The sequence below is a fragment of the Streptomyces sp. SAI-170 genome (assembly GCF_049739565.1).
In the GTDB taxonomy this organism is placed as follows: domain Bacteria; phylum Actinomycetota; class Actinomycetes; order Streptomycetales; family Streptomycetaceae; genus Streptomyces.
In genome coordinates, this window is the sequence record NZ_JBMGQD010000001.1 from 3,190,905 (window position 1) to 3,211,020 (window position 20,116).

18 protein-coding genes are annotated in these 20,116 nt (G+C 71.3%); 7 read left to right on the top strand and 11 right to left on the bottom strand.

Translation table 11 applies throughout. The features are described 5' to 3' along the window. Positions 1-91: 91 nt before the first annotated feature. The 5 genes from RKD23_RS14070 to RKD23_RS14090 form a co-directional block, all read right to left on the bottom strand. Positions 92-3,415 carry a S8 family peptidase gene (locus RKD23_RS14070; protein WP_424853999.1) on the bottom strand — a complete coding sequence of 1,108 codons (3,324 nt, stop codon included), beginning with the start codon at positions 3,413-3,415 and terminating at the stop codon, positions 92-94. Positions 3,416-3,588: 173 nt separating this feature from the next. Then, positions 3,589-4,272, bottom strand: coding sequence for an ABC transporter ATP-binding protein (locus tag RKD23_RS14075; RefSeq protein WP_424854000.1), 684 nt, complete (start codon positions 4,270-4,272; stop codon positions 3,589-3,591). A 54-nt stretch (positions 4,273-4,326) separates the two neighbouring features. Further along, complete coding sequence (locus tag RKD23_RS14080) at positions 4,327-5,763, bottom strand: ABC transporter permease (protein ID WP_424854001.1); 1,437 nt, start codon at positions 5,761-5,763, stop codon at positions 4,327-4,329. 129 nt (positions 5,764-5,892) lie between these two features. After that, entirely contained in the window at positions 5,893-7,155 is a 1,263-nt protein-coding gene (locus RKD23_RS14085; RefSeq protein ID WP_424854002.1) for a L,D-transpeptidase, read from the bottom strand. 189 nt (positions 7,156-7,344) lie between these two features. After that, on the bottom strand, positions 7,345-7,707 hold the full coding sequence (locus RKD23_RS14090) for a hypothetical protein (RefSeq protein ID WP_424854003.1): 363 nt from the start codon (positions 7,705-7,707) through the stop codon (positions 7,345-7,347). A 209-nt stretch (positions 7,708-7,916) separates the two neighbouring features. On the opposite strand from RKD23_RS14090, the gene RKD23_RS14095 reads away from it, so the two are divergent. Together RKD23_RS14095 and RKD23_RS14100 are read left to right on the top strand one after the other, a co-directional pair. Continuing rightward, a complete protein-coding gene (locus RKD23_RS14095) occupies positions 7,917-8,210 on the top strand; it encodes a hypothetical protein (RefSeq protein WP_404042574.1) in 294 nt (97 codons plus the stop codon). Positions 8,211-8,256: 46 nt separating this feature from the next. Then, on the top strand, positions 8,257-9,045 hold the full coding sequence (locus tag RKD23_RS14100; protein WP_424854004.1) for a hypothetical protein: 789 nt from the start codon (positions 8,257-8,259) through the stop codon (positions 9,043-9,045). 55 nt (positions 9,046-9,100) lie between these two features. Here RKD23_RS14100 and hutH read toward each other — a convergent pair whose 3' ends face one another. The 3 genes from hutH to RKD23_RS14115 form a co-directional block, all read right to left on the bottom strand. Then, positions 9,101-10,639 (bottom strand): histidine ammonia-lyase, encoded by a 1,539-nt coding sequence (gene hutH / locus RKD23_RS14105; protein WP_424858231.1) that lies wholly within the window; start codon positions 10,637-10,639, stop codon positions 9,101-9,103. A 107-nt stretch (positions 10,640-10,746) separates the two neighbouring features. Then, positions 10,747-11,889 carry a diguanylate cyclase domain-containing protein gene (locus RKD23_RS14110; RefSeq protein ID WP_424854005.1) on the bottom strand — a complete coding sequence of 381 codons (1,143 nt, stop codon included), beginning with the start codon at positions 11,887-11,889 and terminating at the stop codon, positions 10,747-10,749. Between the two features lie 68 nt (positions 11,890-11,957). After that, complete coding sequence (locus tag RKD23_RS14115; RefSeq protein ID WP_424854006.1) at positions 11,958-12,761, bottom strand: enoyl-CoA hydratase/isomerase family protein; 804 nt, start codon at positions 12,759-12,761, stop codon at positions 11,958-11,960. 204 nt (positions 12,762-12,965) lie between these two features. On the opposite strand from RKD23_RS14115, the gene RKD23_RS14120 reads away from it, so the two are divergent. After that, positions 12,966-14,006 carry a hypothetical protein gene (locus RKD23_RS14120; RefSeq protein WP_424854007.1) on the top strand — a complete coding sequence of 347 codons (1,041 nt, stop codon included), beginning with the start codon at positions 12,966-12,968 and terminating at the stop codon, positions 14,004-14,006. Here RKD23_RS14120 and RKD23_RS14125 read toward each other — a convergent pair whose 3' ends face one another. Next, positions 14,007-15,098, bottom strand: coding sequence for an adenylate/guanylate cyclase domain-containing protein (locus tag RKD23_RS14125; protein WP_424854008.1), 1,092 nt, complete (start codon positions 15,096-15,098; stop codon positions 14,007-14,009). A gap of 176 nt (positions 15,099-15,274) precedes the next feature. Further along, positions 15,275-16,132 (bottom strand): biotin--[acetyl-CoA-carboxylase] ligase, encoded by an 858-nt coding sequence (locus RKD23_RS14130; RefSeq protein WP_424854009.1) that lies wholly within the window; start codon positions 16,130-16,132, stop codon positions 15,275-15,277. Positions 16,133-16,242: 110 nt separating this feature from the next. Here RKD23_RS14130 and RKD23_RS14135 point away from each other — a divergent pair, with 110 nt between their 5' ends. Together RKD23_RS14135 and RKD23_RS14140 are read left to right on the top strand one after the other, a co-directional pair. After that, the gene (locus RKD23_RS14135) at positions 16,243-17,838 is read left to right on the top strand and encodes an acyl-CoA carboxylase subunit beta (RefSeq protein WP_424854010.1); all 1,596 of its coding nucleotides are present in this window, start codon (positions 16,243-16,245) and stop codon (positions 17,836-17,838) included. A 9-nt stretch (positions 17,839-17,847) separates the two neighbouring features. Further along, the gene (locus tag RKD23_RS14140; protein ID WP_424854011.1) at positions 17,848-18,057 is read left to right on the top strand and encodes an acyl-CoA carboxylase epsilon subunit; all 210 of its coding nucleotides are present in this window, start codon (positions 17,848-17,850) and stop codon (positions 18,055-18,057) included. On the opposite strand, the gene RKD23_RS14145 is transcribed toward RKD23_RS14140, so the two are convergent. Then, positions 18,052-19,188: an SGNH/GDSL hydrolase family protein gene (locus tag RKD23_RS14145; protein ID WP_424854012.1), complete on the bottom strand. Its 1,137-nt coding sequence runs from the start codon at positions 19,186-19,188 to the stop codon at positions 18,052-18,054. The two genes, RKD23_RS14140 and RKD23_RS14145, sit on opposite strands and share 6 nt — an antisense overlap. Positions 19,189-19,324: 136 nt before the next feature. Between RKD23_RS14145 and mmpB the strand changes: the two genes are divergently transcribed. After that, positions 19,325-19,453, top strand: coding sequence for a morphogenic membrane protein MmpB (mmpB, locus tag RKD23_RS14150; protein ID WP_399645817.1), 129 nt, complete (start codon positions 19,325-19,327; stop codon positions 19,451-19,453). A gap of 43 nt (positions 19,454-19,496) precedes the next feature. Beyond that, positions 19,497-20,105: a Maf family protein gene (locus RKD23_RS14155; protein ID WP_404042584.1), complete on the top strand. Its 609-nt coding sequence runs from the start codon at positions 19,497-19,499 to the stop codon at positions 20,103-20,105. Positions 20,106-20,116 lie beyond the last annotated feature (11 nt).

Here is a 20,116-nt window from a genome sequence, read left to right on the forward strand (position 1 = left end):
CGACAGGCCGTTCGCTCAAGGCTCAGTGAGCCGAGGGCTCAAGGAGCTGTGGGCTCTGTGAGCTCAACGCTCAGTGAGCAGACGGATCAACTCACTTGCCGTAGTAGGCGTTGTAGATCGACACCGTCGACTTGTTGTTCTTCTTGTCCGTGATCTTGGCGTGGAAGGAGACACCCTTGCCGGCCGCCGGGTTCTTCACGGTGATCTTGCCGTTCGTCACGGTGACCTTCTTCCAGGTCTGGCCGTAGTCGTACGACACGTACACGTACAGCGACTTGAGGTTGGTACCCCGCGCCGCACCCAGGACCGAGACCGGGAAGGTCTGCTTCACACCGGCCGCGACCCGGCCGTCGGAGCCGGTCTTGGCGCCGAAGACGGCGGTGGACGCGGGCAGCGCCACGTCGTCGGTGGTGGTCGGCTTCTTGGAACGGAAGGTCCAGCTGGCGTCGATCCGCGTGGAGGCGGCGGCGACGCGGACGCTGCGCTTGACCGAGGTGGTCAGACGGTACTCGGCGTCCGTGGACGGGACCGTGAACTCCTTCTCACCGAGCAGCGGGTCGTCGTGCGAGGCGACCTTGACGCCGTTGCGGTACAGGGTGGTCGCCACCGACGTGAAGTCGGAGGTGCCCGGGTGACCCGCGGAGTCGGCGTACAGCGGCAGCAGACCGCCGATCTTGTTGCCGTTGCGGTAGAGGCCGTAGTCGGCCGTCACGCGCGGGCCGAAGACCGGCTTGTTGAAGGTGGTGGTGTAGGTCTTGCCCGCCTGGTAGGCCTTCACGCCGTCCGAGGTGTAGAACGCCTCGGCGATCGGGAAGCCGTCGGCGTCCCGGGCTCCGCCGAACTGCTCGAAGTCCAGGCCCCAGGCGATGCCGTTCGCGGTGGACACGTTGACCGTGCGCGTGCCGGGCAGCTTCTGCGGGACCGACAGGCCCATCACGAAGTCCTCGGGGAGGAGGCCGTAGACGGTGAGCGCGCCGGTCTTGCCCGAGGTGGCCGAGGCCAGGACGTTCTTCAGGGTGGCGAGCTCAGAGGCCTTGAAGTGCTTGACCTTGTCGCCCACGACCTTGGTGAGGTTGGAGGAGGTCAGCGCCACGTCCCACTCGGTGGCCGTGCCCTTGGTGAACTGGCCGCCCCAGGTCTGGGACAGACCGGTGATGGTCGGGCCCAGGTGGGCGATGCGCAGGTCGGCGAAGGAGGACGCCATGAAGCTGACGCCGATGCCGAAGCTGTCGTTGCCGAAGACGTAGCTGATCGTCGCCGACAGCGGCTTGGCCGCGGTGTCGGGCACCGTGATGTCGGCCGCCTTCGTCGTACGGGCGTCGAGCGTCAGCGTGGTGTTCTTGGTGACGTTCAGCTTCGGCTGGACCAGCCAGTCGATGCCGCCCTCGAAGGAGGTGAGGTCCTTCACGATCCAGCCGTCCAGGCTGTACGTGCCGCGCGGGACACGAATGGTGGTGACACCGCTGTTGTCCAGCGGGACGTCCACCATGCGGCCCTCACCGAGGCCGGCGTAGCCGATCAGCAGGGTGCTGTACTGACCCGTCGGCTGGCCGTCCTTGCCGATGTGCTTGAGCGTCACGTCGTACGACTCGACCTCACGGTTGACCGCGGCGGCCGTACGGACGCTCTGGCCGCCTCCGGTCGCGGTGACGAACGCGGAGTACGCGCCGTCGACCGTGCCGCCCAGGCGGGTGTCGACGGTGACGTCGACGGAGGCCTTGCCGTGCGCCGGGACGGTCACCGTGGTGGCGCCCAGCTTGAAGAAGCCGGCCGGGGCGGCGGTGCCCTGCGGGTTCTTGGCGCTGGCCTTGAGGGTCAGCGTGACGTCCGTGTCACCGAGGTTGCGGTACGTCAGCGCCTTGGTGACCGGGGTGTCGTCGGTGTGCGGCCACTGCTGGGTGCCGAAGCTCACCGAGACCGGCTCGGCGATCAGGGTCTGCTTGATGGCCTTGTCGACCTGGATACGGCCGGAACCCTGCTGGAACGCCGTGTAGTTGCCGCCCTTGGTGGAGGCGGTCAGGGCGCCCTTGATCTCGGCGTACGTCCAGTCGGGGTGCTGCTGCTTCAGGATGGCGGCGGCGCCCGCGACATGCGGGGTGGCCATCGAGGTGCCCGAGATGGTCAGGTACCCGGCCGGGTTCTCGCCGACCTCCTGCTCGATGACGCTGCCCTTGGCGGACGCGGCGGTGATGTCCACGCCCGGGGCGGTGACGTCCGGCTTGATCGCGCCGTCGCCGACGCGCGGGCCGGTCGAGGAGAACGGGGCGAGCTTGTCGGCGGAGTCCACGGCGCCGACGGTGAGCGCGGAGTCGGCGGAGCCGGGCGAACCGACGCTCTCGGGGCCGGAGTTGCCGGCCGCGATCGCGAAGAGGATGCCCTTCTCCTTGGACAGCTTGTCGACCTCGGCCTCCAGCGGGTCCACACCGGGACCGTCGGGGCCGCCGAGGCTGAGGTTGACGACGTCGGCGCCCTGCTCGGCCGCCCACTCCATGCCGGCGAGGATGCCGGAGTCGTCACCGGAGCCGGAGTCGTCCAGCACCTTGCCGTTGAGGATGGTCGCGCCCGGGGCCACGCCCTTGTACTTGCCGCCCGACTTGGCGCCGGTGCCCGCCGCGATGGACGCGACGTGCGTGCCGTGGCCGAACTTGTCGGAGGCGTCGGCGGCGGAGGTGAAGTTCTTCGACGCCGTCACCTGGGTCTTCAGGTCCGGGTGGGTGGCGTCCACACCGGTGTCCAGGACGGCGATCTTGACACCCTTGCCGTTGTAGCCGGCCGCCCACGCGGTGGGGGCGCCGATCTGCGTGGTGGAGGTGTCGAGCGTGACCTTGCGGGTGCCGTCGAGCCAGACGTGCGCAATGCCGGCCGCGGTCCTGGAGCCGTCGGTGACGGCGTCCCACAACTCGGGCGTGTCGGCCTGGCTCGCCTGCACGGCGTCGGCGTTCAGCGTGTTCAGGGTGCGGCGCAGGGTGCCGGCCTCACGGACGTCCGCCTTGGCGGAGGTGGCGGCTCCCTTGTAGCCGACGATGACCTTCAGCCCGTTCTTCTGGGACTTGCGGGTCGCCGCCTTGTTCAGCTCGGTGATGTCGAACAGCCGCTGGTCCAGCTTGCCGGAGGCGACCAGACGGGCCGCGTCCGCCGGAATGACCAGGGTGTGCCCGTCGAACTTGCGGACGGCCACGGGTATGTTCTCGCGGCCTTCCGCGCGCTGCAGGCCGAGCACACGGCCCTTGCCGTCGACGGTGACACGGTCGCCGGTGATCAGCGTGACGCGATGACGGTCCGTCAGCTTGGCGGCGGTGCCGTGGTGCTGGGTGCCGGCCTCGGCCGAGGCCGGGCTGGTCAGACCCGCGGCCAGGGCGACGGCTGCGGCGCCGGCCACTGTGGCCGCGCCGACCTTCTTCACTTGTCTGCGCAAGACTCCCCCTGGGAGATGGAGTGCCGGGCGACTTCCCCGTTCACCCGGCCGGGGGTCATCCCGTACACCTGCGCGTACACCCCCCGGAGGATGAAGTATGCCGGGGGGTGATCAGCCGCCTCAACACGGGTTCGTCACGACTCGGTCATAAAACCCGCGGGACGGGAGCGCTTTCAGGACACCGCGCGTTCCGTGACCGAGACTGCGCCCTTGCGGATCGTCACGAGGCGTGGAGCGCGCCTGGCGATCGCGGTGTCGTGCGTGACCATCACGAAGGTCAGCCCGTGCTCCTTCCACATGGTCTCCAGGACCTCCATGACCTCGTCGCGCATCGACTCGTCGAGGTTGCCGGTGGGTTCGTCGGCGAGCAGCACCTTGGGGTGCTTGACGAGTGCTCTGGCTATGGCGACGCGCTGCTGCTGGCCTCCGGACATCTCGCCGGGGAGGTGGCCCCGGCGTTCCCCGAGGCCGACCGACTCCAGTGCCTCCGCGGCTCGTTCTCGGCGTTCCTTCGCCTTGATGCCGAGGGGGACGAGGGCCGTTTCCACGTTCTCCTGGGCGGTCAGGGTCGGGATGAGGTTGAAGCTCTGGAAGACGAAGCCGATGCTTTCGCTTCTTACGCGGGTGAGGCGGGCCTCGGGGAGGGCGGCGAGGTCGGTGCCGTCGAGGAACACCTGGCCGGAGGTGGGGCGGTCGAGGCCGCCGAGCATCTGGAGGAGGGTGGACTTGCCGCCGCCGGTGGGGCCTTGGATGACCAGGCGGTCGCCGTCGTTGATGGTGAGGTCGATACCGGACAGGGCCTGCACGGTCTCTTTGCCCCGTGTGTAGTGCTTTGTTACTGCCTTCAGGTCGTACATGTCGGTCCTTCGTCTACCGGTCGTCGTGGGCTGATCGCGCAGTTCCCCGCGCCCCTAGTCGATGCGGCGGAGGGCGTCTGCCGGGCGCAGCCTCGATGCTCGCCAGCCGCCGAAGGCGCCCGCGATGAGGCCGCCTGTCACCGCCAGGCCCACCGCGAGGGCGATCGTCGCCAGGCTCACCGGCGCCGTGAGGGCGACGTCGAGGGTCTTCGTCGCCGCCTCGCGGCCGGGGCCGACCATGCGCGGGCCGCTCATCGCGCCACCGAGTTCGGCCTGCAGGGTCGGGCTCAGTGCGGTGACGGCGTACGCGCCCGCGAGGCCCAGCGCGATGCCCAGTGCGCCGCCCACCAGCCCGTTGACCACGGCCTCGCCCATCACCTGGCGGGTGACGCGGCCGGACCTCCAGCCCAGTGCCTTGAGCGTGCCGAACTCCCGCACCCGCCGGGACACCGCGGACGACGTCAGCAGCCCCGCCACCAGGAAGGCGGCGACCAGCACCACGATCGACAGCCACTTGCCCACGCCGGCCGCCAGACTCGACGCCGTCGACAGCGACCCCGACACCCGGTCCGCCAGATCGGCCGACGTCGTCACCGTCGTACCCGCGATGTTCTTCTGGACGGCCGCCTTCACGGCGTCGATCCGCTGGGAGTCCTCGGCCTTGACGTAGATCGTGGTGACCTTGTTCGCGGAGCCGGCGAGGGTCTGGGCCTGCTTCAGCGGGAGGTAGACGTCGGCGGCCGCGTCCCCGCTGTCGGCGGTGGCCACGCCGATCACGTCGTACTCGACGCTCTTGACGGTGACCGTCGAACCGACCTTGTACTTCTTCTCCTTGGCGTACGCGGAGTCGACGACGGCGACCTTCGCGTTCGTCTCGGACGTCTTGAAGGTGCGGCCGCTGGTGATCTTCGAGGAGGTCAGCGGGCCGAGGGCGGGCTCGGTGACGTCGGTGCCGTAGACGGAGTAGTTGTCGACGTCGAAGTCGGCGCCGCCGCCCTCGACGCGGCCCTCGGCGGCCCCGCCGCCCGGCCCCCCTTGGGCGGGTGCCTCGCCCTGCTGGAACTCGCCGCGGGTGAACGCACCGCTGACCCGGACGACCTGGAGGCTCAGTCCGCCGACCGCGTCCGCGACACCGTCCTGCGCAGCCACTTTGGCGACGGTGGAGGAGGCGAGGGTCTCAAAGCCCTGGACCATGACGCGGTCGCTGCTCTGCTCCTGCGCGTCGGAGCCGGAGTCGCTGTCGCGCGCGTCGAAGCGGAAGCGGGGGCCGCTGCCCTGCTCGCCGGTGGGGGCCGCGGCGGCCTTGGTGACCGTCATGTCGGTGCCGAGGCCGTACAGCGACTGGAGGACCTTGTCCTGCGCCTTGCCCATGCCGGAGGACACGGAGGTGACCACGATGACGAGGGCGATGCCCAGCGCGAGGCCGGAGGCGACGACGAGGGCCGCCTTTCTACGGCGGCGCAGTTCGCGCCTCAGGTAGGTGAAGAACATGCGCCGCAAGCTAGGCACGCCTCGTGATGGGCGGTTGAGCCCCGCATAAGAGCCGCATGAGAAGCCCGGACACGCCGCTGCCGCCGGGCCCGAAGGCACGGCGGCAGCGAGGAGTTCCAGCGGGAGGGATCAGACGGCCGAGCCGGCCTTCCACTCCGCCCAGCTCATGTTCCAGCCGTTGAGGCCGTTGTCCGGCGAGACGGTCTTGTCGCCGGTGTTCTGCACGACGACCACGTCACCGACGATGGAGTTGTTGTAGAACCACGCGGCCTCGGTATTGGGGTCGTTGGCACCCTTGGTGTCGTTCAGGCCGACGCAGCCGTGGCTGGTGTTGACGTTGCCGAACACCGAGTCGGCGCCCCAGTAGTTGCCGTGGATGAAGGTGCCCGAGGTGGTCAGGCGCATGGCGTGCGGCACGTCCTTGATGTCGTACTCGCCCTTGCCGTCGTCGTCGGTGAAGCCGACCGTGGCGCCGTTCATCCGGGTCTCCTTGAACTTCTCGGAGATCACCATCTGACCTTCGTAGGTCTTGTTGTCGGGCGAGCCCGCGGAGATCGGGATGGTCTTGACGACCTTGCCGTTCTGCGTGACCTTCATCTGCTTGGTGTTGGCGTCGACGTACGACACCTGGTTGCGGCCGATCTGGAAGGTGACCGTCTTCTGCTGGACGCCGTAGACGCCCTCGGCGCCCTCGACCCCGTCGAGCGCCAGCTTCAGCGTGATGGTCGAGTTCTGCTGCCAGTAGTCCTCGGGGCGGAAGTCGAGGCGGTTGGCGTTGAACCAGTGGCCGACGACCTCCTGCCCGCTGGAGGAGGTGACGGTGATGCCCTTCTGGACGTCCACCTTGTTGGTGATCGCCTTGTCGAAGTTGATCGACACGGGCATGCCCACGCCGACGGTCGAGCCGTCCTCCGGCGTGAAGGAGCCGATGAAGCTGTTGTCCGGCGAGACCGTGGTGAAGGAGGCGTTCTCGTGGGCCTCGCGGCCCTCGGCGTCCTTCGCGGTCACGGCGACCTTGTAGGTGGTGGAGCGCTCCAGCTGGGCGGTGGGCTTCCAGCTGGTCTTGTCGGCGGATATCTCACCGGCGACGGCGGTGCCGTCCGCGGTGGTCATCGTCACCTCGGTGAGCGTGCCCTTGCTCACCGTGACGGCTGCCGAGTTGTTGATGGAGGCGTTGTTCGAGCCGTCCGCCGGCGTGATCTTGATCTGGGCCTCGGAGGTCTTCTGCGCCGCCGCCTCGTCGACCTTGGCCTGCGAGGTGTCCTCGGCCCCGTCGGCCTTGGCCTCGTCGCCGCCGGAGCAGGCCGAGAGCACCAGCACACCGCCGAGCAGTGCGGACGCGACCGTCAGGCCCTTGCGCCGCTTACTGTTCGTCATCACACGCTTCTCCATCGTTGCCGAATCCCCAGTACCCCGAGAGTTCCCCGCCAATAACGTTCAACGCTACGACCGGTCCGTCCCGTTCCACATGTCCCGTATGTGTGGGGCACACCACGTTGCCGGACGGCTGTTGCCGTCCGTGAGACGAAGAAACCCCGGACGGCGGTTGCCGTCCGAGGTCACGATTTCCCCACGTCCGGCTCAGCGGACGGACCGCTCCCCGCCGTCGTCGCCCTCTTCCTCATCGCCGTCGACATCATCCTCGCCGAGATCCCAGTCCGGCGAATCGGGGTCGTAGTCGATCAGCTCGCTGCTCCACGAGGCCTGCTGGAGCTCGACCCCGGGCACGTCGCCCACCAGGTCGAACGGGTCCACGAGGTAGGCGAGGGCCTCCGCCGTGTCCTCCGTCACAGCGCCTTCGGCGTGGGCGCGCTCGGTGTCGGGCATCTCGTCGTCCTCGGCGATGCGGGCGAGCGCCGCGCCGGTCACCGCCTCCACGTCGTCCACCTCGAGGACGAGTTCCACGCGAAGCCGTACGAAACGTGATGTCTCAGGAGTGCTCATGTCGCGAGCGTACGGCTCCCCGCGCCCACGGCTTTCCCGCGACCCGCGCCTTTCGGCCGGACGCCCTCGGGCCCGCGCCCACCTGCGCGGGCAACCGCTTCCGCTCGCGGCTGGCCTGATCCGGCGCACAGGCCCTAGCATCGCCCCACACGGCCAATTCGCCAGCGCCACAAGGGGATCGATATTCCGTGTCATCCGCTCGTCGTCCGTTGCTGACAGCCACCGCCGCGGCCACCCTGCTGGGCGCCCTGTGGTTCGTCCCGTCCGCCAACGCCACGGACGGCTCCCCGGCGAGACAGCAGCCCTCGACGACCACGACGACCCAGGCCAGGGCGGCCGTGGCGGCGAGCACCGAGGCCTTGCAGGACTCGCAGGGCGGCACCGAACTCGCCGACACCGGAAGCTTCGACAGCACGCCGTACGTCGTCGGCGGCACGCTCTTCCTCGCGGTCGGCGCCGGATTCGTGACGTATTCGGTGCGTAGAGAGCGACTTGGGTTCTAAATACCCAAGCTTGACGCGTCTTTGACCGAACACTCATAGTCCGCTCATGAACAGATCAACGGGGGCGCGCCTGTGCGCCACGGCTGTCGTGGGCGCGATGTCTCTGGCACTTCTCACGGGGTGCTCGGACAGTGGCTCGGACGACTCCAAGAACACCGGCTCGGGTGGTGCGTCGGAGAACGCCAAGACGTACACCAAGGCCGAGCTGGAGAAGCTGATCATCGCCCAGGGCGATGTGACCGGCTACAAGGTCGAGCCGCTGGAGAAGTCGGCCGTCGTGGCCAAGGACGACATCAAGGCGGAGGAGAAGTGCCTTCCGCTCACGTACGTCATGAGCGGCCTGGCTCCGGGTGACGCGGCGGCGGAGACCAACACCGGCGCCATGCAGGAGAAGAAGCCGTCGGACACGGCCTCCAAGTCCCTGGACGACCTGACCGACGGCAACGCCGAGGACGCCATGGCCGACGCCATGAACGTCAACTACGCGGTCGTGGGGCTCTCCTCGTACGACGGTGACGGTGCCGAGGAGGTGCTGAAGTCCGTCTCCGACGCCGTCAAGGACTGCGCGGGCGGCTTCTCGGGCACCCAGGACGGTGAGACCCAGAAGGTCAACAAGGTCGCCGAGGAGAAGAGCTCCGGCACCGGTGACGAGTCCGTGGCGTTCGCCGTGACCGGCGACATGGACGGCACCGAGGGGACCGTGCACGCCGAGGTGGTACGGCACGGCAACACCCTCGCCACGTACTACGCGGTGAACCTGGGCGCGCTCGTGTCCGGCAAGTCGTACGTGATCCCGGCCGAGGTCGTGCAGGCGCAGGCCACCAAGCTGAAGTAACCAGCTGCACGGAAGGGCCCCGTCCGGAACGCCGGACGGGGCCCTTCCGTATGGGTTAGCGCAGCGGCCCGGTGACCTTCTCCGCCGCCGCGACCAGCGAGCCGTCGCGGACGAAGGCGTCCGCCGCGGCGAGGTCGGGGGCGAGGAAGCGGTCCGGGCCGGGGCCGCCGACGCCGGCCGCGCGGGCGGCGTCGATGACCGCGCGGGTCGCCGGGGCCGGGGTGAGGCCCTCGCGCAGCTCGACCGCGCGGGCGGCGGCGTAGAGCTCGACGGCGATGACGCGGGTGAGGTTGCCGACGGCGGTGCGCAGCTTGCGCGCGGCCGACCAGCCCATGGAGACGTGGTCCTCCTGCATGGCGGAGGACGGGATGGAGTCGGCCGAGGCCGGCACGGCGAGCCGCTTCAGTTCGCTGACCAGCGCGGCCTGCGTGTACTGGGCGATCATCAGGCCGGAGTCGACGCCGGCGTCGTCCGCGAGGAACGGCGGCAGGCCGTGGCTGCGGTTCTTGTCGAGCAGCCGGTCGGTGCGCCGCTCGGCGATGGAGGCCAGGTCGGCGGCGGCGATGGCGAGGAAGTCCAGGACGTAGGCGACCGGGGCTCCGTGGAAGTTGCCGTTGGACTCGACGCGGCCGTCGGGCAGCACGACGGGGTTGTCGACGGCGGAGGCCAGCTCGCGCTCGGCGACGAGGCGGGCGTGGGCCATGGTGTCCCGGCCGGCGCCGGCGACCTGCGGGGCGCAGCGCACCGAGTAGGCGTCCTGCACGCGCGGGGCGTCGTCCTGGTGGTGGCCGGTGAGGCCGGAGCCCTGCAGCACGGCCAGCATGTTGGCGGCGGAGTCGCCCTGGCCCGGGTGCGGGCGGATGGCGTGCAGCTCGGGGGCGAGGACCTTGTCCGTGCCGAGCAGGGCCTCCAGGGAGAGGGCCGCGGTGATGTCGGCGCTCTTGTAGAGGGTGTCGAGGTCGGCGAGGGCCATGATCAGCATGCCGAGCATGCCGTCGGTGCCGTTGAGGAGGGCCAGGCCCTCCTTCTCGCGCAGCTCGACGGGGGCGATGCCGGCCTCGGCGAGCAGCTCGGCGGCGGGCTTCACGGTGCCGTCCGGGCCCTCGGCGTCGCCCTCGCCCATGAGCGCCAGGGCGCAGTGCGAGAGCGGGGCGAGGTCGCCGGAGCAGCCGAGGGAGCCGTACTCGTGCACGACGGGGGTGATCCCGGCGTTGAGCAGGTCGGCCATGGTCTGCGCGACCTCGGGGCGGACGCCGGTGTGGCCGGAGCAGACGGTCTTCAGGCGCAGGAACATCAGCGCGCGCACGACCTCGCGCTCGACGCGCGGGCCCATGCCGGCGGCGTGCGAGCGGACGATGTTGCGCTGGAGCTGGGTGCGCAGCTCCTGGCTGATGTGCCGGGTCGCCAGGGCGCCGAAGCCGGTGCTCACGCCGTAGACGGGGTCGGGCTTGGCGGCCAGCGCCTCGACGATCTCGCGGGCTGCCGCGAGGGCCGCCACCGCCTCCCCGGAGAGCTCGACCCGGGCGCCGCCGCGCGCCACGGCGAGGACGTCGGACGCGGTCGTGCCGGACGTCCCCACCACCACAGTGTGCATATCCATATTCAGGAGCGTACGCAGTGAAGACGAAGATGTCACCAGTGGGAGCCGGGTTCGCCCCTTACCGAATACGTCACATCCGTTGCGGTCACGCTTCTCGTACGTCACTGACGGCCGCGGAAGCGGCGCCGCTCGGCTCCGGTCTCGTGCGAGGGCTCGTCGGCCAGGCGTACGACGGGGTCGTCCGGGCCCTCACGGCCGGCCACCACCGGCTTGCCGCCCCGTACGGCCTTGGCCTGGTACTGGGCGGCGTCGGCCAGCCGGAACAGGCGCCGGGCCGAGGGGACCGCGCCGATCGGGTCCTCGGTGGACGCCACCCCGCAGGCCACGCCCTCGCCCAGCTCCAGCTCGGCGGCCCTGCGGCAGAGCTCCTCGGCGACCTCGACCACGTCGTCGGCGGGCGGGCCGACCGCCAGCAGGCAGAACTCGTCCCCGCCGAGCCGGGCGACCAGCGCGCCGGGCAGCATCGCGCCGCACAGGGACAGCACCGAGCCGAACCGTTCCAGCAGACGGTCACCGACGGCGTGGCCGAGGGTGTCGTTGACCCGCTTGAGGCCGTTCAGGTCGCAGACGACGAGGCTGACGACCACGCCCTGGGTGCGGTGGCGCTCGATCGCCTCGTCCAGGCGCATGTCGACGCACCGGCGGTTGGCGAGGCCGGTCAGCGCGTCGGTGAACGCCAGCCTGCGGGCCTCCTCGAGACGCTCGGTCTGGGCGAGGCCGGCCGCGACGACCGCGGCGAGCACGGTGGCGAACTCCGCGTCGGCCGGCTCGAACACGGGCTCTCCGACGGGCCGGGCGACATACAGTTCGCCCCAGGCCCGGCCGTGCAGCACGACCGGGGCGACGACACAGCTGCCGCGGCCCCGGCGGCGCAGGGCCGCGACGCGCTGGTGGATGTAGCCGGGGCGGCCCGCGGCGGGGCCGTCGGCGGTCTCCACCCAGGCGTTGGGGCCGCCGCCGCCCGCCCAGCGCTCGTGCAGGAACTCGGTGATCTCCGGGAACTGATGGACGGGGTAGGTCTCGTCGTCCGGGTACTCCACCTCGCCGGAGGTGCGCTCCCCCACGTTCACCAGGACCCTCAGCCGGCCCCGCTCACGCTCCCAGACCGAGAGCGCGGCGAAGCTGCCGACGAGCGCGTGGCAGGCGCCCTGCGCCGCCGCGCGCCAGGACTCGCGGGGGGTGTGTGCCGCGGCCATGCCCTGCGCTAGCGCGACTACCGCCGAGAGTCGCTTGTCCTCGCCCATTGCTCCAGGTTAGGGAGCTTTGGGGCGGTGTGGTGGGTTTGTGTGGCGAATAGGTGGGAGGGGCGTACTCACTCACCCGGCCACTGAGGCTTGCGCTTCTCGTTGAAGGCGGCGACTCCCTCCGCCCTGTCCCCCGAGAAGGCCACCGACCGCCAGGCGGCGTCCTCCACCTCCAGGCCCGCCTGCAGGTCCAGGCCGTGGCCGAGGCGGAGGGCGCGCTTGGCGGCGCGCAGTCCGACCGGGGAGTTGGCGGCGATACGACCGGCCAGCGCGAGGGCCTCCTCGCGGTCCTGGCCGGCGTCGACGAGGTGGTCGATCAGCCGGAGGTCCCTGGCCTCCTCCGCCTCCACGCGGCGGGCCGTGAAGATCAGCTCGGCCGCGCGGGCGGCGCCGACCCGGCGAGGCAGGAGCTGGGTGCCGCCGCCGCCCGGGATGACCCCTACGGAGACCTCGGGCAGACCGACCACGGCCGTACGGTCGGCCACGATCATGTCGCAGGACAGCGCCAGCTCGAAGCCGCCGCCGAGCGCGAAGCCGTGCACCGCGGCGATCGTCGGCACGGGCAGTTCCAGCACGCCGGTGTAGGCGCCGCGGGCGACGGGGCGCTGGCGCACCAGCTCGGCGTCGGTGAAGGAGTTGCGCTCCTTCAGGTCGGCGCCGACACAGAAGGCACGCTCGTGCGTGGAGGTGACCACGACGGCCCGGACACTCCGGTCCGCCCCCAGCGCCGCGCACGCCCCGGCGATGGAGCGGGCCATCTCCGTCGACACCGCGTTCATCGCCTTCGGCCGGTCCAGGGCCAGCTCGGCCACATGGCCCCCGTCCCCGTGCCGCCGCACGGCCACGAACTCCCCGAACCGCTCCTCGCTCATGAACGCCCTCCGGTTAACGCGGGTTAACAACTGTCGCCCCGATCATCGCAGCCGGGTCCCTCCGGGGGAAGAGCGGCCCGGAGTACCTCGCCGACAACCCGTTCGAGTGACATCCCCACCGACTCCCCCACCCGGCGCCGCCGGAGCGCCTAGCGTGCACGGCCACGGCGCACGGGGGCGCGAGCGCATCGGGGAGGCATCACGATGACGGACGACACGACCGGAGACACAGGGACCGCCGGCAGGGCTGCCGCACGTGCGAGGGCCGCGACGCCCACGGCCCCACGACAGGCGGCCGGCGAGCAAGCGGCTGCGGCGCCGCAGGAACCCGGGGCGAACGCCGAAGCTGCGGCGGGGGCGGACCGGACCGACGCCGAGGCGGGCACCCGCAAGTCCGAGGGGGTCACGCAGTCGGTCGCGGAGACCGGCGCGCCGAACGCCACCGCGGCAACCGCCACCCCCGACACCGAGGCGGGCACCCGCAGGTCCGACGGGGTCACGCAGCCCCGCGCGGCCCGCGCCCTCGCGGAGACCGGCGCCCCCGCGGCAGCCTCGGGGGCCGACGCCGTCGCGAAGGCGCACGTGTCCCGCGCTCCGGCGGGGCCCGAGGCCAGGGCTGGCGCCCGGGAGGAGCCGAGCCTCGCCCCCACGCCGGCACCCGGCCCCGCCGGGGTCGGGAGGATGCGGGGCCGGCACCGGCGGCCGCGGCCGCGCAGGGCGGTGCTGGCGGTGGGTGGGCTGGCGCTGGCGGCGGGGGCGTTGAGTCTGGTACGGATGGCGCCGGAGACGGGGATCGGGGGGCCGGGGGTGGCGGAGGCCGAGCCGCGGATCAATCCGTACCGGGGGACCGAGCGGGCGACGAACGCGGGGGCCACCGTCACCACCGTGCCGCAGGCGAGCCCGTCGGCGACCGTCCCGCTCGGCGGGACGGCTTCCTCGCCGGTGCCGGGCGTCAGTGCGGACGTGCCCGCCAGGGCGACGGCGGCGCCGTCCTCCGCCGCCGCGTCCGAGCCCGCCGCCCCTACCGCCACCGGCATCCCGCAGGCGCCGAGCACCCCGACGCCCCGGACGAACCAGCCGACCGAGGGACCACCGACGGCCACCCGTTCCCCGGCCCCGCAGCCGACGCCGACCACGCCTCAGCCGCAGCCTTCCTCACCGCCCCCGGCCACCACCCAGCCGACCCCGCCGCCAGGGCTGTGCCTGCCGGTCATCGGGCTGTGCGTGCTGGACGAGCAGCCGTGATCACACCGTAGGCGCGCCCTCCCGGCGCGTCAGCAGCCACGGCTCGACCACGCCGAGGCCTCGCACCGGACGCTGCCACATCGGCTGGAGCGCGAAACGGTAGGCCGGCGGCTCCTCGCCCTCCTTCTCCGCGGCGGCAGCCGCCTCCGCGGCCTCCGTCTCGGAGGCGGGCGCCTCGCCCGTGCGGATCAGCTCCTCGGCGAAGGCGCTGTCGACGAGCACAGCGTCCCGAGGGGCTATGGAGGTCAGACGGGAGGCCAGATTCACCGTCGTACCGAAAACATCACCCATCCGGGTGGTGACCGTGCCGAAGGCGATGCCCACCCGCAGCTCCGGCATCGTCTCGTCGTTCGCCATCGTCTCGATCAGGCGCAGGGCGATCTCCGCCGCCGTGCCCGCGTCGTCCGCGGCGTACAGCACCTCGTCGCCCAGGGTCTTGATCAGCCGTCCGCCGCGCGCGGCGACCAGGTCGGCTGCCGTGGTCTCGAAGGCCTCGACCAGTTCGCCGAGCTCCTCCTCCTCCAAGCGGCGGGTGAGGCGGGTGAAGCCGACCAGGTCGGCGAAGCCGACGGCCAGCCGGCGGTCGACCATCTCCTCGTCGTCGCCGGCCTGCACGACCCGGCCCGTCGCGGCTGCGAGCTGGCGGCGCCAGACGTAGACGAGGAACTCCTCCAGCTCGGGCAGCAACAGCTCGACCAGCGGGTACGTCACCTCGGTCCGGGTCATGCCCGGCTCCGGCGGCTCCGTCAGGCCCTCCAGGAAGGAGTCGATCTGCCACTCGGCGAGCCGGGCCGTGGTCTGCCCGGTGGAACGGGCCACCTGCACGGCCATCGCCTCGCTCAGCAGCCCCGCCTCCACCAGACCGGCCAGCCGGCGCAGCGCCAGCACGTCGGCCTCGGTGAGCGCCTTGGCCTGGCCGATGTCGGCGAAGCCCATCGCCCGCCAGAAGCGGGACGCCAACTCCATGGAGACACCGGCGCTGCGGGCGGCCTGGAAAGGGGTGTAGCGCCGCTCGGCGCCGAGGATGAGCTGTTCCAGACGCAGCGCGAGCGGGTCCTCACCGGGGTCGGTGCCGGTGTCGTCGACGGTCACGCCTGCTGCCCTTCCGATCTGTCGCGGTCAGGTATCGACCGGCCTCAACTGTACGGCCTCACTCCGTTGGGTTTCGCCGCGTCGGGGCTGCGCCGTTGTGGCTTCTCTTCGCTGCCGGGGTGCGGGTTTCCCGTGGCTGGTCGCGCAGTTCCCCGCGCCCCTTCAGGTACCCGTCCTCAAGCCAGTCTCAGGTGCACGATGTCTCCTGCGCCTACCGGTTCCTGTACGCCCTCCTTGGTCGCGATGACGAGCCTTCCGTCGCCGTCGATCGCGACGGCCTCGCCGACCAGCGAGCGGTCGCCCGGGAGCTCGGCACGGACCGTCCGTCCCAGAGTCGCGCAGCCCGCCGCGTACGTCTCCTGGAGGCCGGACGCGGTGGGGTCGCCGCCGGCCGCGCGCCAGCGGCCGTACCAGTCCTCCAGGGTGCGCAGGACGGCCCGCAGGAGGGTGTCGCGGTCGGTGCTGACGGCGTTCGCGAGGGCGAGGGAACCCGCCTGCGGGACGGGGAGTTCGTCCTCGCGGAGGGTGACGTTGATGCCGACGCCGAGGACGACCATGTCGTCGCCGGCACGCTCGGCGAGGATGCCGCCGGCCTTGCGTTCCTCGCCGCCGACGGTGACGAGGAGGTCGTTGGGCCACTTGAGTGCCGTGTCCACGCCCGCCGCGCGGGACAGGCCGGTCGCGACGGCGACTCCGGTGAGCAGGGGCAGCCAGCCCCAGCGGGCCACCGGGACCTCCGCGGGGCGCAGCAGGACGGAGAAGAAGAGGCCGGAGCGGGGCGGGGCGGACCACTGCCGGTCCAGGCGGCCGCGTCCGGCGGTCTGCTCCTCGGCGACGAGGACGGCGCCCTCCTCGGCCTCGCCCGCGACGGCGAGCGCGACGAGGTCGGAGTTGGTGGAGCCGGTGCTGCGCACCACCTCCACGTCGCAGTAGAGCCCTCCCTCGCGCACCAGTCCCCGGCGCAGGGACATGACGTTCAGGGGCGGCCGGTCCAGGTCGGACCAGCGGTTCTCGGAAGGCTCTCGCGGCGTCATGCAAGCCACCCTAGGTGTGTTGTATGCCGCACTGCCGATCGGTAGGCCCACCACTACGCTACGGATGAGTAATCGTCCCCCCTTTTGAGCAGGCAGGGAGCCGCATCCCGATGTCCGAGCCGGAAGAGATCGACATTCACACCACCGCGGGCAAGCTCGCGGATCTCCAGCGCCGCATCCAGGAGGCGACGCACGCCGGCTCGGCACGTGCCGTCGAGAAGCAGCACGCCAAGGGCAAGCTGACGGCGCGTGAGCGGATCGAACTGCTCCTCGACGAGGACTCGTTCGTAGAGCTGGACGAGTTCGCGCGTCACCGCTCCACCAACTTCGGCCTGGACGCCAACCGCCCGTACGGCGACGGCGTCGTCACCGGCTACGGCACGGTCGACGGCCGCCCGGTCGCGGTGTTCTCGCAGGACTTCACCGTGTTCGGCGGTGCCCTGGGCGAGGTCTACGGCCAGAAGATCGTCAAGGTCATGGACTTCGCGCTGAAGACCGGCTGCCCGGTCATCGGCATCAACGACTCCGGCGGCGCCCGCATCCAGGAGGGTGTGGCCTCGCTGGGCGCGTACGGCGAGATCTTCCGCCGCAACACGCACGCCTCCGGTGTCATCCCGCAGATCAGCCTCGTCGTCGGCCCGTGCGCGGGCGGCGCGGTGTACTCCCCCGCGATCACCGACTTCACGGTGATGGTCGACCAGACCTCGCACATGTTCATCACCGGCCCGGACGTCATCAAGACGGTCACCGGCGAGGACGTCGGCTTCGAGGAGCTGGGCGGCGCCCGCACCCACAACTCGGTGTCCGGTGTGGCCCACCACATGGCGGGTGACGAGAAGGACGCGATCGAGTACGTCAAGCAGTTGCTGTCGTACCTGCCGTCCAACAACCTCTCCGAGGCGCCGGCCTTCCCCGAGGAGGCCGACCTGGCCGTGTCGGACGAGGACCGCGAGCTGGACACGATCGTGCCGGACTCGGCGAACCAGCCGTACGACATGCGCACGGTCGTCGAGCACGTCCTGGACGACGCCGAGTTCTTCGAGACGCAGGCGCTGTTCGCGCCGAACATCGTCACCGGCTTCGGCCGGGTCGAGGGCCACCCGGTCGGCATCGTCGGCAACCAGCCGATGCAGTTCGCGGGCTGTCTGGACATCCCGGCCTCCGAGAAGGCGGCCCGGTTCGTGCGCACCTGCGACGCCTTCAACATCCCCGTGCTGACGTTCGTGGACGTGCCCGGCTTCCTGCCCGGTGTCGGCCAGGAGCACGACGGCATCATCCGCCGCGGCGCCAAGCTGATCTACGCCTACGCCGAGGCCACGGTCCCGCTGATCACGGTGATCACCCGCAAGGCCTTCGGCGGTGCTTACGACGTCATGGGCTCCAAGCACCTCGGCGCCGACATCAACCTGGCCTGGCCGACGGCCCAGATCGCGGTGATGGGCGCCCAGGGCGCGGTCAACATCCTGCACCGCAGGACCCTCGCGGAGGCCGAGGCCAACGGCGAGGACCTGGAGGCGGTGCGCGCCCGGCTGATCCAGGAGTACGAGGACACGCTCCTCAACCCCTACATCGCGGCCGAGCGCGGTTACGTCGACTCCGTGATCGCCCCGTCCGACACGCGCCGCCACATCGTGCGCGGCCTGCGTCAGCTGCGCACGAAGCGGGAATCCCTGCCTCCGAAGAAGCACGGCAACATCCCCCTGTAAGGAGCCGCTGTGACGATCAAGGTCGTACGGGGCAACCCGACCCCCGAGGAGCTGGCCGCCGCCCTGGCGGTAGTCAGGGCCCGCGCCGTGGCGGCTTCGGCTCTGCCGTCCGGCGCACCCGCCCCGAGGGACTCCTGGTCCGACCCGTCCCGCATCGCGGGCCGGCGGGTGCCCCAGCCGGGGCGTTCGGCCTGGGCCCGCACCTACTGGCCCTCATAGGGTCTGCAGCACGTCCGCGACGGCTTCGGCCATCACCTCGTACCCGGCGTCGTTCGGGTGCAGGTGATCGCCGAAGTCGTACGCCGCCCGCAGCCGGTCGGGGTCCTGAGGATCGGCCAGGGCCCGGTGGAGGTCCACGACGGCGTCGTACTCCCCGGAGTTCCGGATCCACTCGTTGAGCTCATGGCTCACCTTCGCCGCGTGCTCCCCCCAGTGGTCCGAGCCCGCCAGCGGCAGCAGCGTCGCCCCGATCACCCGTAGCCCGGCCCCGCGAGCCTGGCGTATCAACTCCCGGTGGCCGGCGATCAGTTCGTCCGCCTCCAGGACGGGCGCGGGCTTGTACGTCGGCTGCTCGTCGGTCTCGCTGAAGCCGATGTCGTTCAGCCCGAGCAGCACCACGAGGGTGTCCACGCCCGGGTGGGCCAGGACGTCCCTGGACAGCCGGTGGACGCCCTTCTCGCCGTACCACGCCGAGTCGTTGAGCAGCAGGTTCCCGCCGATCCCGGCGTTCAGCACGGGCCGCCCGGTGCGGGCGGCGAGGACGTCGGACCAGCGGCGGTCCGTGCCCGGGGTGGAGCCGAAGCCGTCGGTGATCGAGTCGCCGAAGAGGGCGACCGCGTCCCGGCGTCCCGCGTCCGTCTCGACGGCGGACAGCACGTACCAGGACTCGGTGACCGCGTCGAAGCTGGCGTCCGTGGCGCCCGTGAGGTCGCCCTCGCCGCGGTAGCTGTTCGTGAAGGCCTGTGCGTGGAAGGTCGCGGGCCCGGTGGCGGTGTCGAAGTAGAGGGTGACGGCGAGGGAGTCACCCGCGCCGAGGGCGAGTTCGACGGCGTCGCTGACGATCTCGCCGCGGGCCGGGATCTCCGCCTCCCGCTCTCCCCGGAAGGTGAGCGGCCGCAGCGTCCCCGCCTCGGCCCCGGCCCCTTCCCCAGCCCGCGCCACGCTCGCGGCGGCGACCCGCAGCGCTGAGGTGCCGTACGCGTGGGACAGCCGTATCCGCACCCGGCCTCCGCCTGCGGAGAGCCGGACGATCTGGCGCAGCGACTGGCGCCAGAAGCCCTCGCGGGACCAGTTGGGGGTGAAGCCCTCGCTGGGGAGCTGGGGTGATGCGGTCCAGACAGTGGTGAACACGGCAGGGTCCTCCTCGCCTTGACGGAGCCTAATGAAACCGAAGCACCATTAGGCTAACAGAACCAGAGTTCCATTTAGTTAAGTTGAGTACGCGTACTCAGGCGCCGCCCGAGCCGCCGGCCGGACCATTGCGGTCATGCTGTGGTCCGACCCGGAGAACGAACCGCCCGAGGAACTGCGTGAGATGCAGGCGATGTTGCGGCGGCTGGGCGTTCTCATGGCCGTGGCCATGGTGCTGGCGATGATCGCGATCGGCCTGAGGTGAGACACGGCCTGCCACCGCGAGGCCGCGCCGATACGCTGGCGGCATGACTGATCAGCCCCGCCGCCGACTCGTCCTCGCCTCCCAGTCCCCCGCCCGGCTCGGGCTGCTGCGCCAGGCCGGACTCGCCCCCGAGGTGATCGTGAGCGGCGTCGACGAGGACGCCGTCACCGCGCCGACCCCGGCCGAACTGGCGCTCGCCCTGGCCGAGGCCAAGGCCTCCGTGGTGGCCGCCCGGCCCGAGGTGCAGGGCGCGCTGGTGATCGGCTGCGACTCGGTGCTCGAACTCGACGGCCAGGCCCTCGGCAAGCCCGCCGACGCCGAGGAGGCCACCGCCCGCTGGAAGGCCATGCGCGGCCGTGCGGGCGTCCTGCAGACCGGCCACTGCGTCTGGGACACCGCCACCGGCCGCTACGCCTCGGCCACCGCCTCCACGGTCGTCCGCTTCGGCGATCCCACCGACGAGGAGATCGCCGCCTACGTCGCCTCCGGCGAGCCCCTCCACGTCGCGGGCGCCTTCACCCTCGACGGCCGCTCGGCCCCGTTCATCGACGGCATCGACGGCGACCACGGCAACGTCATCGGCATCAGCCTGCCCCTGGTCCGCCGCCTGCTGGGCCGGCTGGGGGTTTCCATCACCGACCTGTGGACCTGAGGTCCCACGGC